The organism is Peribacillus sp. YIM B13477 (genome assembly GCF_042787955.1).
Classification (GTDB): domain Bacteria; phylum Bacillota; class Bacilli; order Bacillales; family DSM-1321; genus Peribacillus; species Peribacillus frigoritolerans.
This window is the reverse complement of sequence record NZ_JBHZPD010000002.1, coordinates 951,429-964,309: the sequence shown is the minus strand read 5'-3', so window position 1 is coordinate 964,309 and position 12,881 is coordinate 951,429. Positions and strand designations below refer to the sequence as shown.

Genomic DNA, 12,881 nt, shown 5'->3' with positions numbered 1-12,881 from the left:
TTTTCTGTATAAAATACCCTAAATGAAGAAACATAGAAAAATGGAGTTAGAGCGACCTGCAAAAAAATGGGGGTAACCAGCTTGATTCGTAATGTGGGTAGATTATTAAAGAAAACGAAAGAAAAAAAATCCAGTGTACAGAATAATTACCAAGATTCTAAGCCTGCAGATGCACTTGATGCGAATTTCAGTCTAAATGTAGAAACACTTCGTTCTGTTTATGATAATTGCTCGGATGTCATGTTCCGTTCGTTCTTACTTTTCGGAAAGACGAGAGCCATGCTTATTTACATTGCGGGACTCTCAGACATCGAGGCGATAGAGCAGTATGTTCTATCTCCACTAATGCAAGAGTCATCAAAAGAGCCACAGCCATTAAATGAGTTTATTGAACATAAAATGCCCGTTCCTAAAGTGGTAAAAGTGAATATGTTGGCGGATTGCATTGAATCGATTTCCACTGGAAACCCGATCCTTCTATATGAAGGGGAAAGCGATGGATTTTCTTTAGGATTGTCCAAATGGGAAAAGCGGGCGATTGAAGAACCTATGGCAGAGGGGGGAGTTAGGGGGTCACGAGAGGGATTTATTGAATCTCTAGAGGTAAACACGTCCCAATTGCGACGTATTATTAAAAGTCCTGCCCTTAAAATACAATCGATGAAGATCGGAACTTATACCAGGACGAATGTTTCGATTGCTTATATTGATGGGCTTGCGGATAAAACACTGATTGAAGAGATTACAACTCGGTTGGAACGAATTAAAATAGACGGTATTTTAGAAAGCGAGTATATCGAGGAAATGATTGAGGACAATCCGTATTCACCTTTCCCTCAAATCATGACGACAGAACGGCCGGATGTAGCCTGTTCTTGCTTGCTGGAGGGACGGGCTGTCATTCTTGTAGAAGGAACCCCTTTTACTTTAATTGCACCAATATCCTTCTTTTCTTTGATTCAATCACAAGAGGATTATGCTCAACGTTTTTTGGCAGGCACTTTTATCCGTTGGTTACGTTATTTTTTTATGGGATTATCTCTTTTGCTTCCGTCCCTATATGTTGCTATTTTGACGTTCCATCATGAGGCGGTCCCAACCGCACTCCTGCTAAGCAGCGCGGCATCACGGGAAGCGGTCCCTTTTCCTGCAATAGTAGAGGCATTGGCTATGGAAATTACCTTTGAAGCACTAAGAGAGGCAGGGGTTCGATTGCCGAAGCAGGTAGGTTCTGCTGTCAGCATTGTTGGAGCGCTAGTGATTGGTCAAGCTTCCGTACAAGCGGGGTTGGTTTCAGCGCCAATGGTCATTGTAGTTGCGATTACGGGAATCGCTTCTTTTATGATGCCTCGTTATATTGCCGGAATTGCTTTCCGGATGCTGCGTTTTCCAATGATGCTGCTTGCCGGTACATTAGGACTGCTTGGTATCATGATGGGGATCATTGCCATAGTCATACACTTATGCAGCTTGCGTTCCTTCGGCGTTCCCTACTTAACTCCACTGGCACCGTTAAAAGGTCAAGAGCTGAAAGATGTGCTGTGGAGGGCTCCTTGGTGGAAGATGGATACACGCCCGCGCCTTACAGGCGATTCTAATGTATACCGTCAAGCGCCGGAACAGGGACCAAATTCAAAAAGGGGAAGTGAAACGGAGTGAATAATGGTTGGAGGAGAACAAAGATATTGGAGAAAGTAAAGAGGCGTCATTTCATGAAAAGCGTCCTTCTTTTGCTCGGTATTAGTGGAACAACCCCTTTTCTAAGCGGTTGTTGGGATCGAATAGAAATCACTGATTTGGCGATTGTCACAGCAGCCGCCATCGATAAGAACGATAATGATCAAATCGAACTATCCGTCCAAGTTTTTATTCCAAGTTCAATAAGTAGTGGAGGCGGCGGTCAAGGAGGAGGGAGCAGTCAAGGAGGGGGTGCGGTTACGACATTGGTGAGATATGAAAAAGGCTCCAATATTTCAGATGCATTGTCTAAGCTTCAAAGCAAGCTTCCGCGAAAAGTATTTTGGGGACATTGTAAAATATTTGTATTCGGTGAAAAGTTAGCGAAGGAAGGAATTCAAGAGCAGCTGGATTTTTTGCTGCGCCATCCGCAGCCAAGAGAGAAAGCAAATGTGTATGTCAGCAAGGGGAAAGCGAAGCCTATCCTTGAATCTCTACCACCCCTGGAAAACTATTCAGGGGAAGTGCTTAGGGAACTATCTGATTTACATATTGGGATGCTGGTCACTATGCAGGATTTAGATGAAATGTTAACGGGTATACCTCAAGCGGCTGCACTTCCATTCGTTAAAATTTTACCGCCAGAGAAAGGGCAAACGAAATTACAGGGAATTCCTTACATTGCCGGGACAGCCGTGTTCAAAAAAGATAAAATGACTGGGATGATGACGGAAAAAGAAACAAGAGGGCTATTGTGGTTAAGGGATGAAGTGGAATCATATACCGTGACCATAAAACCCAAAGGGGTAAAAGGGGAGATATCTTTAAGTCCAGTGTCAGCCAAAGTCAAGATCATTCCGCAAATTATCAATGAAAAATGGAGATTATCGGTGAAGGTAATTACAGATGGAGCTGTTATACAAAATGGAACGAATTTAAACCTTTCAAATCCTAAGTCTCTAAATGCTGCAGAACGAGCATATCAAAAAGATATAGAAAAACGCATCGAGATGGCTTTTCTGAATACCCAGCATAAGAAAGCGGACATTTTAGGGTTAGGTAAAGATTTCTATCGTAAATATCCTAAACAGTTTAATAAGGTCGATAACCACTGGGATGAGATATTCGCGGAAATGGAAGTGGAAGTCGATGTTGCGGCCCATATTCGAAGACAGGGCTTTATAAACAAACCGGCGGGTTTGTCTGAGAAAGAGGTGAAGGACAAGTGAGATGGGGGGCTTTTTTTTGTACAAGCGTGGTTGTAGCTCTAATCATTTTGTATGAATGGCCGAGAATGAAACAAAATCCTAAAAAAGATAAAATGGCCTTTCTTACACTGCTCCTCACTGGCTTGATTCTGTCCATGTTCAACCTCCCACAGATGTCAGGACCCACTCAATGGATCGAAACTCTTTTCAGGCCATTTGGAGAGTTTATGGAAAAGTGAGTCTATCAGTAGGTTGCATGATTTCAAATTATCACAGAAGGGAGGAAGCAGATGGAGAAAGGGAAAATTTCATCATTACAGATGGCATTCATGATGTATCCGACGATTGTGGCAACGGCTATAATCGGGGTTCCCGGCATCACAGCGAAATATGCCAAAACTGATTTATGGCTGTCCCCAATTTTTGCCGCACTAATAGGGTATCTGACGGTGTATATCGCTTATAAACTGCACCAGCTGTATCCAAAACAAACGGTGATCCAATTCACTGAAAAGATCATTGGTCGGATTCCGGGGAAAATTTTCGGTTTTTTACTCATGTTTTTTTATATCCAGAACACGGGGCTACTCGTTAGAGGTTACGCAGAATTTGTTGTCGACTCTTTTCTGGTACGTACCCCGATTAGTGTGATCATGGCATCGATGGTGCTTCTGTGTGCGTTCATCGTACGCGGGGGAATAGAAGTGTTGGGGCGAGCTGCCCAATTGTTTGTACCTGTTTTCATTTTTCCAATCTGTATCTTAATCCTTTTGCTGATTCCCGATCTTGAATTTAAGAATATATTCCCGGTATTGGCGGATGGTGTAATGCCTCCAATCAAGGGTGCGATTGTACCGGGTGGATGGTTCAGCGAGTTTTTCCTGATCATTTTCCTCCTTCCTTTCTTGGCGGATATGAAAAAAGGGATGAAATCCGGTATGATGTCTGTGTTTGCCGTGATGATGACGTTAATTGTGGTGAATCTTACGGTTCTTTTTTTACTTGGGTCAACAACATCCACAAAGCTTTACCCCTTGATGAATGCATCTCGATACATCAGTTTGGCAGACTTTTTTGAACATGTAGAATCCGCCGCCATGGCGGTATGGATAGTGGGGGCGTTTGTGAAAATTTCCGTTTTTTATTATGCATCTGCTTTAGGTACAGCGCAGTGGCTGAATCTCTCCGACTACCGACCTATTGTATGGCCGATAGGGATTTTGCTTGTCATATTCAGTTTGTGGTCGTTGCCTAGCTCTGTGGATGTCAGTCGTAATGATATCAACGTCTTCCCTTTACAAGGTATTTTGATGCAAACGATTATTCCTCTGTTATTGTTGGTGATTGCTGTTGTTAGGAAAAGAAATCGTAAAGGAACCGAAACCAGCTGACTGGGCATTTTTTATGCTAAATATCCTATCGTTTAGGTGCTACACAAGTTCGTACTCGCGCAGTGGGCAGGACGTACTGAATGGATTAATCTCTTTATTAAGCCGTTTGAAGAGTTTATGAAAAAGTAATTCTATCAGTGGGTTGCGTGATTCCAGATTTACATACTATCACAGAAAGGAGGAAGCAGATGGAGAAAGGGAAGATTTCATCTTTACAGATGGCATTCATGATGTATCCAACGATTGTGGCAACGGCTGTTCTCGGTGTTCCAAGCATCACAGCGAAATATGCAAAAACTGATTTATGGCTCTCCCCCATTTTGGCGTCTCTCATCGGGTATGCGACGGTGTATATCGCTTATAAACTGCACAAACTTTATCCGAAACAAACGGTTATCCAATTTAGTGAACAGATCATTGGTCGGATTCCGGGGAAAATTCTCGGTTTTTTATTCTTGTTTTTTTATATCCCGATCACAGGGCAAATCCTAAGAAGTTACGGAGAATATATTGTCGACTCTTTTCTGGTCAAAACCCCAATTAGCGTGATCATGGCATCGATGATACTCCTCTGTGCCTTTATCGTACGCGGAGGGATAGAAGTGTTGGGGAGAGCTGCCCAATTGTTTGTTCCCGTTTTTATCATTCCAATCCTCCTCTTAATCATCCTACTGGGCCCTGATCTCGAATTTAAGAATATATTCCCGATATTAGGGAATGGAATTATGCCTCCAATCAAGGGTTCGATTGTACCAGGTGGATGGTTCAGCGAGTTTTTTCTGATGATTTTTCTCCTCCCTTTTTTAACGGATATGAAAAAAGGAATGAAATATGGGATGAGGACTGTGTTTGCTGTAATGATGACGTTAGTTGTGGTGAATCTTATCGTTCTTTTTGTACTCGGATCAACAACATCCACCAAGAATTATCCTCTGATGAATGTATCTCGGTACATCAGTTTTGCCGACTTTTTTGAACATTTGGAGTCCGCCATCATGGCCGTATGGATAGTAGGAGCGTTTGTCAAAATTTCTGTGTTTTATTATGCGGCTGCTTTGGGTACCGCGCAGTGGCTGAATCTCTCCGACTATCGTCCTGTTGTATGGCCAATAGGGATTTTGATTGTAGAATTCAGCTTTTGGTCGTATCCTAGCGCTATGGATGTCAGTCGTTTTGATATCATCGCCTTCCCTTTTTATGGGGTTTTGATGCAAACGTTGATTCCTCTGTTATTGTTGGTGATAGCTGTTGTTAAAAGAAATAGACAGAGAAAAAAGGGAAGCAATTCAAGCTAACCTTTTCTGTCACTGGTTTTAGAGACTTGAAAGAGTATGTAATTAAAGTCATGCCCCATTCGAAAAAAGATACTTTTCGAATGGTTTTTTTATGAGAAAAAAGAAGAATAGCTTAATATCACCAGATGTATTTTGCAGCAGGTTAAAAAAAATTAACAATTTTTTTCAAACCGTTTTGAAGTTTGTCCCGTTATCTATAGTACAAAGGCTTTTTAGAAGGGAGAGAAGAAAGACTTGAAAAAGCTCATTTTTGTTGGATGGATATCATTGGTGCTAGTACTGTTAGGATTTTCACCGGAAATGGTTCCGAAACGGGGGCAAGCTGTCGACGTCGTGAAAGTCTATGGACCAGGTGGACCTCTTGGACCTATCAAGGAAGCGGCGGGGCAATTCACCAAAGAAACGGGGATAAAAGTTGAAGTAACAGCGGGACCTGAAGAAAAATGGATTGATCAAGCCAAACAGGATGCGGATATCATATACGGAGGGTCCGATTATATGCTAACAGATTTTATGCATGATCATCCGGAGCTCCTTGATGAAAAAAACCGTACAGAATTGTATGCACGGTCAGCCGGCATCCTGGTTAGAAAAGGAAACCCAAAGAGTATACAGTCTTTGGAGGATTTAACGAAGAAGGGCGTAAAGATTGTGGATGTTAATGGAGCCGGGCAACTGGGGCTATGGGAAGATTTGGCCGGAAGAAAAGGATTGATTCCTGGAATTAGCAGGAATATTGACATTTCAGTGAGGTCAAGTGCAGAAGCTATCGATCTATGGAAGGCGAATTCTAAATTAGACGCCTGGATTACATATGAATCCTGGCATTACCGTCTGGTGGATGTAACGGACCTGGTTCAGCTCCCTGAGGAAGACAAGCTCTATAGAGGAACCCCGATAAGCATAACAAGTAAGAGTGATAACAAGAAAAAGGCAAAGCAATTCATTGATTATCTTAAAACGGAAGAATCCCATCAAGTATTTCAAAAATGGGGATGGAAGTAAAATTCATGAGGAGTGAGAGTATATGAAAAAGTGGATGGTATTTTCAGTTTTTATGATGGTCCTAGTTTTGGCGGCATGTGGAAATGAAGCTGATGAATCACCCCAAAATGATCAAGTGGTCAGTGGTACTGCCGATGAAAAAGCGGTAACCCTAAAATTATTGGAAAGTGAAACAACAGGCGAATACCTGGCTGATTCAAAGGGAATGACACTTTACTTTTTCAAGAATGATAAATCAGGAAAAAGCAATTGCATGGGTGAGTGTCTCAAAAAATGGCCGCCGTTCATGGAAAGGGATTTTGCTGTCCCTAAAGGATTTGAGGAAAATGACTTTGGAACCATAAAAAGAGAAGATACAGGGAAAGAGCAGATAACCTACAAAGGATTTCCACTCTACTATTTTGTGAATGATAAGGCAGCGGGAGATGTCAATGGCGAAGGTGTGAAAAATGTTTGGTATATTGTAAATAACAAGACGGTTTTTCCAAAATAAGAAAAAAGGGACGATCACTGATGGTCGTTCCTGTTACACGTTTTTTCCAAATTTACTTGTGAGGAGTTGCAGGTGCGATTGAAAGAAAAACTTGATAAGGAATTGATGGCATTAGTCATGAAAAAGCATCGTCCTGCTCTGGAAGAACTTTATGACCGGCATATTAAATTAATCTATGGTTATATTTTTAAGTTCACAAATGGAAATGCTGAAAAAACTAAGGAGATTGTGCAGTTGGTCTTTTTAAAGCTCTGGACTACAAAAAGCAGTTACAATTCCGAAAAGGGACACTTTGTAAGCTGGCTTTTGACCGTTACAAGAAATGTGTGTGTGGATTATGTCCGTAAAGACAGCGTTCATATCCGGAATAACAAACACATGGACATGAGTCATCCAATAGACATAGAAGATCCTAATAATGATATAGAAAATGGGCTATTGCACAGTGAAATTGCCAAGGCAAAAAGTAAGTTAAGCAAGCCGCAAAAAAGGCTGATTGATTTACTGTATTGGAAAGGGTACTCGTTAACGGAAATTGCCAAAATTGAAAATGAACCGGTTGGTACCATCAAGAGCAGACTTCACCAGTCGCTTAAATTGTTGAAAAAGCATTTGGAAGTAGGTGGTTTGTAAATGAATACAGAGTGCGCTAACCTGCTTTCATTTTTATCGGGTGAACTGGGAGAAAAAGAAAAAAAAGCATTCACGGAACACTTAATGCAATGCTCTGAATGCACTAGGGAGTATGAACAAATGACAGAAGCCTGGAATTCATTGAAATGGGATTTCGAAGAAATGGAACCTTCATCTTCCCTGAAATCAGAGGTCATGAATTTTGTCTTTGAGACTGATGATGAAGTTCTGGTGCGAAAGGAAAAGAATTGGAGTGTTTTTTTCTTTAAGCAGTTTACACCAGTCACTTCTGGTCTTTTGTTGGCTGTTCTGGTTTTGGTATCTGTGCTGTTATATTCCAATATTCAACTGAAAAAAGAACTTGCAGCTATCAATCTGCCAATGGAGGTTAAAACGTCGCTATCTTTGCAGCCTGCCAATAAGACGGCAGTAAATATGAATACGGAAGGGGCTGCATACATTTTGCAGCAAGGTGAAGAAAGAAGGTTAATGGTTCAAATTCAGAATTTACCTAGCCTTCAAGATTCCGAGGTGTATCAGGTGTGGTTGCTGAAAGATGGAAAACGGAGAAATGCAGGAACTTTCAAGCCTGATGAAGCAGGTACAGGATCCTTGACATACAAACTGTCCATAGATGATAAATTCAATCAAATTGGCATCACAAAAGAACCGGATTCAAATAGTACAAAGCCGAGGGGCGAAAAAATAGTAGGATCTTCATAAAAATAAGGGACTTGCCCGCAAAGGGGAAGTCCCTTATTTTCTGTTCGTACCTGGACCATGGATCAGGAAGAAGAAGTCGGGATTTACAATGGAAGCCCATATGAAATGGAATGCTTTTATAACTAGCAACGGATACCCGCAATGTTTCAGTTGGATTGAAATGGGAAATGATTGTCGTTTCCATGGTACCTATTTATTCATTAAGTCATCGCAGTACTCCCGGATCAATGCCGAGGCTTTCGTTTGGCTGATAGAGAGGTCCTTCGCGACTTTCCTTGATGATTTGTATGTTTGGTAAGATTTCCTGATCAATATCCGTTTCGTTTCATCAAGTGCTTTATCGAGAGTAGTGGGGAGATCAATCTGTGTGACCTGTTCAACGTTCTCGGTTATCATTTCAGGCAAGTCGGACATCAGGATAACGGAGTCACTTATTAAGACCAACCGTTCAATCAAGTTTTCGAGCTGGCGTACATTGCCGGGCCATGAATAATGAATTAATAGGTTCAAGCATTCTTCCGAAATGACTTTATTTTCATGATACCTTTCATTGAACTTATTAAAAAAATTGTACGTAAGGGGAATGATATCTTCTTTACGTTCCCGCAATTTTTCCAAGCTTTCAGTATATATTTTCGATACGTAATTAAAGGAAATGTGTTAAGTTGGACTAAAATGATTATGGAGGCAGCGATGAAATACGAAATTATATTATTTGATGTTGATGATACTTTGCTAGACTTTGGAATATCGGAAAAGAATGCGCTGCATGAAGCCTTTTTAGAGTTTGGTTTGCCAACAGGGGCGGAGGATTATGCGGGATGCTACCAAGAAATCAGTAAGGTATTATGGAGGGATTTGGAACAGGGGCATATAGATTTAACCATTCTGGGAGTGGAAAGGTTCAAGCGGTTGTTCCTGAAGCATGGGCTTGATATGGATGCGGATGCGTTCAGCCGTGCGTACCTGGGACATTTGGGAAAGGAAATACATTTTCTGCCCGGTGCTATAGAGGTTTGCGAGAAGCTAGGAGGATGCCGGCTTGCTATTATAACAAATGGCTTCACGGCAGTGCAGACAGCAAGAATCGGCGGGTCAGCCCTTTGCAATAGCTTTGAGACCTTGATAGTTTCCCAAGAGGCTGGGTTTCAGAAGCCTGATAGAGGGATTTTTGATTATGCATTTTCCAAGTTAAAGATCACAGATAAATCGAAAGCGCTGATAGTGGGTGACTCCTTGACTTCAGATATACAGGGCGGCTTGAATTATGGATTGGATACATGCTGGTACAATCCCCATCAAAGGATAATGGTCTGGGAATCAAGCCCACCTATGAAATCCGTACGCTCACTGATCTTTTGGAGATTGTAGGAAGTAAACAAGTATAGGGTGGTAATGCATTGTAAAAAAACAGAGGCCGCTTGTCCGAGTGATAGGACGTGCAGCCTCTGTTATTACTCATGCCAGAGATTTTAGAATCAGTTCAAATCCAGTTCATGTGGTTTGAGCGTTTGATCCTTTTCTTTCCTTCTGCTGAAATGCGGGGATAATATACAAAGCGCCAGGGAAATCGCGAGACCTGCCATCATGAACCCGCCAAATACCAAAGGGGATGGGCCATATGATTCCGCCATGGCGGTCCAGATGAGCGGACCGAAACCTGCAATGGCCGCCGCGACCTGATAACCGACGGATAATCCTGTATAACGGACCTTGGCTGGAAAGAGCTCCGAGAATAATGTCCCTTGTGTAGAAAAAATGGCTCCCCAGATGACGCCGAGTACAACTGCCTGCATCATGTAGAACCAGCCAACCCCACGCCCAATCATCGTGAAATATGGGATGGCCAAGACGAAAAGGAGAGTCAGTCCCCCAAAATAGATGATTTTTCGATCGATGAAATCTGAAATGTAACCAATTACAGGAATGGTAATCAGCATTGTAGCGCAGCCAATCGTCAAACCGGTAAGAGCTGAATCTTGGGAATAACCAAAATACAGTGTAGTAAAGACGAGAACATAGGACATGATGAATACATTGAAGAAGCCGTCCCCAATTTTTAGTCCGATCACTTGCAGCACACTTCTCCAATCGTGTTTCAACGTTTCAATAATGGGAACTTTCGCAAGATCGCCGCTATCTTTCTGCGCTTTAAATTCCGGCGTTTCTTCAATGCCACTCCTTACCCAAATTGCCAACCCGATCAGTACACCGCTTAAAAGGAATGGAATCCGCCAACCCCAAGATAAAAATTGGGCATCGGTTGTCAAGGAACTGATGAGGGTTAGGCTGAACGAACCGGCAACCAAGCCGATGGGGACCCCTAGTTGGGGAATGGATCCATATAACCCACGGACACCTTTAGGAGCAGATTCCGTTGCCAATAGGATGGCTCCGCCCCATTCACCTCCCAAGGAAATTCCTTGAATCAACCTCAGCACCACCAAGATGGCGGGGGCGGCCAACCCAACCTGGGCATAAGTGGGCAGAACACCGATTAGCATTGAACTCCCTCCCATACCAATAAGGGTGAACATGAGTGCTGCCTTCCGTCCGATGCGATCACCCATATGACCGAACAGGATGCTGCCGATTGGACGGGCCGCGTAACCAGCCCCGAATGTGACAAAGGCAAGAAGAAGTGAAATCGCTGGATCATGATTGGGAAAGAATAGCGTCGTAAAAACCAGGCCCGTTGCTGTCCCGTATAAATAGAAATCGTACCACTCAATGACGGAACCCGCTAAACTAGCGAAAAGAACTCGACTTTTTTTCATGATAAATGCTCCTTTAATGCTAAGTTTTTCATCAATATTGTTTTCAACGATAAATAAAGCCGAAATGAACAAAAATGATGGTAAATGAATATAAGTAAAAAACTGGATTATTTAGATTATTTTAGAGGGCTTATCCATGCCGGTCAATATATTTCTGACTTTTCTGAAAAAATGAAGCGAATAACTTAGCTCCCTTCACCTGTAATGGTATATAATTAATTCTAAAGTAATGGAAATAAACGATCCGATTTTCCCGGGTAAAATGACTATGTGAATAAAAAGAAAATGTGTTACTGATTAGAAATCCGAATATTTAGAAATATTTTTGTATAGAAGAGTGACAAAGTGGAAATCATGTGGATAAGGAAATGAAAAATGAAAAAGAGGAAAGGATAAGATTTTAATTAATAATAATAATCTCCAAGTTATTTAGTATAATAGAAAAAAGGTTAAGGAGTTGGTTTCGTATGGAGAAGCAATTGCCAGGAACATCGCTTGAACCTGAAGAGATGGCTGAAATGGTTTTGAAAAAGGCCCTTAGTGATTACCGGAAAGCCCAAATCGAAAAAGAAATCGATGACTCATTAAGAAATCGTGATAAGGAAGAGTTCCTACGTCTAACTGAGATATTGAAGGGCATTTCCTGAAATTTTATTCTCTGTGAACAAGACAAGTAGTTATGATATGGAATGTACACTGAAAAGCCAGCACAGCTGATAACCATAAATATGCTGAAGAGAAAACTTCATTTACCTGGAACATACTAAGTAAATAGCAATCTATAGTATTATAATATTTTACATTGTAAGCGCTTTCTTGTATAATCAAATAAAGAAACGATGGAGAGAAGCGTGTAAGTGCGCTAATGGCGGGATTCACAGGTATTAGTTGCTGAAAAGTTCATGCACCGGGATAAAAACTAAAAGGGGGAAAAAGTTATGAAAAAGAATGGAGTGTCTTTAGTTGAATTTGTTCAGGAGGATCGATTCGAACTCAGCTCCTACATTACTTCTTTATTTAACAAACTGAATGACTATGTTCCCAAAAGTCTTAAAGATAAAAGGTGAGTGACAATAAAAAATGGATCAGGAAGATATGCAAAACTTCCTGATCCATTTTCTATTTTGTTTTGGGAATCAGAGTCTTAAGTAGTGCACTTAAGTAAAAGTCTCATTAATTGACAATGAGAATCGTTATTGAATAAAATGATTAAATTACAAGTATATCGATTGGAGTTGTTCATATTGTTCGTTCAGATGAGAAAAATGGTGGTAAAAGAAGGGAATGCAGAACAAGTAGTAAAACGGTTCAGCGGGGAAGGGATCATAGAAAAGCAGGAAGGGTTCATCGATTTAAGTGTAATGGTGAAAAAAGTGCGACGCGGGGATGAAGAGGTCATCATCATGATCAATTGGGAGTCGGAGGCGCATTGGAAGCAGTGGGAAAAGAGTGAAGCCCATATCGCAGGCCATAAAGCAAACCTAGGGAAACCAAAGCCTGAATATATCGTCAGTTCGGAAGGATCATTATATGAAGTGAAGGCCATTAAAAAGGCAGTGATATAACTGACCTTAAGCTAGCCTGTTTTAAATTCCGTACAAATAAGTAACTGGGTGGAATATCCCATTTCTCAATCATCTTGTTAGGCTAAGGATACGGAATGGTTAACATTCACATAT

At 41.4% G+C, this 12,881-nt stretch carries 12 protein-coding genes and 1 pseudogene; 11 read left to right on the top strand and 2 right to left on the bottom strand.

Annotation, left to right across the window (positions count from 1 at the left end):
* Nucleotides 1-66 precede the first annotated feature (66 nt).
* From ACFX4H_RS11355 to ACFX4H_RS11320, 8 genes are all read left to right on the top strand, one after another.
* Nucleotides 67-1,659, top strand: coding sequence for a spore germination protein (locus ACFX4H_RS11355; RefSeq protein ID WP_377435248.1), 1,593 nt, complete (start codon nucleotides 67-69; stop codon nucleotides 1,657-1,659).
* 26 nt (nucleotides 1,660-1,685) lie between these two features.
* Nucleotides 1,686-2,906 (top strand): Ger(x)C family spore germination protein, encoded by a 1,221-nt coding sequence (locus ACFX4H_RS11350; protein ID WP_377435247.1) that lies wholly within the window; start codon nucleotides 1,686-1,688, stop codon nucleotides 2,904-2,906.
* 269 nt (nucleotides 2,907-3,175) lie between these two features.
* Nucleotides 3,176-4,276: a GerAB/ArcD/ProY family transporter gene (locus tag ACFX4H_RS11345; RefSeq protein WP_377435245.1), complete on the top strand. Its 1,101-nt coding sequence runs from the start codon at nucleotides 3,176-3,178 to the stop codon at nucleotides 4,274-4,276.
* Nucleotides 4,277-4,464: 188 nt separating this feature from the next.
* Nucleotides 4,465-5,571 carry a GerAB/ArcD/ProY family transporter gene (locus ACFX4H_RS11340; protein WP_377435243.1) on the top strand — a complete coding sequence of 369 codons (1,107 nt, stop codon included), beginning with the start codon at nucleotides 4,465-4,467 and terminating at the stop codon, nucleotides 5,569-5,571.
* A gap of 279 nt (nucleotides 5,572-5,850) precedes the next feature.
* On the top strand, nucleotides 5,851-6,576 hold the full coding sequence (locus ACFX4H_RS11335; protein WP_377435308.1) for an extracellular solute-binding protein: 726 nt from the start codon (nucleotides 5,851-5,853) through the stop codon (nucleotides 6,574-6,576).
* A gap of 22 nt (nucleotides 6,577-6,598) precedes the next feature.
* Complete coding sequence (locus ACFX4H_RS11330; protein WP_377435241.1) at nucleotides 6,599-7,069, top strand: COG4315 family predicted lipoprotein; 471 nt, start codon at nucleotides 6,599-6,601, stop codon at nucleotides 7,067-7,069.
* Between the two features lie 78 nt (nucleotides 7,070-7,147).
* On the top strand, nucleotides 7,148-7,702 hold the full coding sequence (locus tag ACFX4H_RS11325; RefSeq protein ID WP_214774926.1) for an RNA polymerase sigma factor: 555 nt from the start codon (nucleotides 7,148-7,150) through the stop codon (nucleotides 7,700-7,702).
* The gene (locus tag ACFX4H_RS11320) at nucleotides 7,703-8,425 is read left to right on the top strand and encodes an anti-sigma factor (RefSeq protein ID WP_377435239.1); all 723 of its coding nucleotides are present in this window, start codon (nucleotides 7,703-7,705) and stop codon (nucleotides 8,423-8,425) included.
* 189 nt (nucleotides 8,426-8,614) lie between these two features.
* Here ACFX4H_RS11320 and ACFX4H_RS11315 read toward each other — a convergent pair whose 3' ends face one another.
* A complete protein-coding gene (locus tag ACFX4H_RS11315) occupies nucleotides 8,615-9,034 on the bottom strand; it encodes an AAA-type ATPase lid domain-containing protein (protein WP_377435237.1) in 420 nt (139 codons plus the stop codon).
* Between the two features lie 84 nt (nucleotides 9,035-9,118).
* Here ACFX4H_RS11315 and ACFX4H_RS11310 point away from each other — a divergent pair.
* Nucleotides 9,119-9,813: pseudogene (locus tag ACFX4H_RS11310) on the top strand (YjjG family noncanonical pyrimidine nucleotidase).
* 90 nt (nucleotides 9,814-9,903) lie between these two features.
* Here ACFX4H_RS11310 and ACFX4H_RS11305 read toward each other — a convergent pair.
* The gene (locus ACFX4H_RS11305) at nucleotides 9,904-11,202 is read right to left on the bottom strand and encodes an MFS transporter (RefSeq protein ID WP_034315234.1); all 1,299 of its coding nucleotides are present in this window, start codon (nucleotides 11,200-11,202) and stop codon (nucleotides 9,904-9,906) included.
* A 467-nt stretch (nucleotides 11,203-11,669) separates the two neighbouring features.
* On the opposite strand from ACFX4H_RS11305, the gene ACFX4H_RS11300 reads away from it, so the two are divergent.
* Both ACFX4H_RS11300 and ACFX4H_RS11295 read left to right on the top strand, forming a co-directional pair.
* Nucleotides 11,670-11,849 (top strand): IDEAL domain-containing protein, encoded by a 180-nt coding sequence (locus tag ACFX4H_RS11300; protein WP_034315231.1) that lies wholly within the window; start codon nucleotides 11,670-11,672, stop codon nucleotides 11,847-11,849.
* Nucleotides 11,850-12,446: 597 nt separating this feature from the next.
* Nucleotides 12,447-12,767: an antibiotic biosynthesis monooxygenase gene (locus ACFX4H_RS11295; protein ID WP_262870871.1), complete on the top strand. Its 321-nt coding sequence runs from the start codon at nucleotides 12,447-12,449 to the stop codon at nucleotides 12,765-12,767.
* Nucleotides 12,768-12,881 lie beyond the last annotated feature (114 nt).

Bases quoted from the DNA above. Each gene is read 5' to 3' on its own strand.
- ACFX4H_RS11355 (WP_377435248.1), top strand. From the start codon at position 67: ATGGGGGTAACCAGCTTGATTCGTAATGTGGGTAGATTATTAAAGAAA.
- ACFX4H_RS11345 (WP_377435245.1), top strand. From the start codon at position 3,176: ATGGAGAAAGGGAAAATTTCATCATTACAGATGGCATTCATGATGTAT.
- ACFX4H_RS11340 (WP_377435243.1), top strand. From the start codon at position 4,465: ATGGAGAAAGGGAAGATTTCATCTTTACAGATGGCATTCATGATGTAT.
- ACFX4H_RS11330 (WP_377435241.1), top strand. From the start codon at position 6,599: ATGAAAAAGTGGATGGTATTTTCAGTTTTTATGATGGTCCTAGTTTTG.
- ACFX4H_RS11320 (WP_377435239.1), top strand. From the start codon at position 7,703: ATGAATACAGAGTGCGCTAACCTGCTTTCATTTTTATCGGGTGAACTG.
- ACFX4H_RS11305 (WP_034315234.1), bottom strand. From the start codon at position 11,202: ATGAAAAAAAGTCGAGTTCTTTTCGCTAGTTTAGCGGGTTCCGTCATT.
- ACFX4H_RS11300 (WP_034315231.1), top strand. From the start codon at position 11,670: ATGGAGAAGCAATTGCCAGGAACATCGCTTGAACCTGAAGAGATGGCT.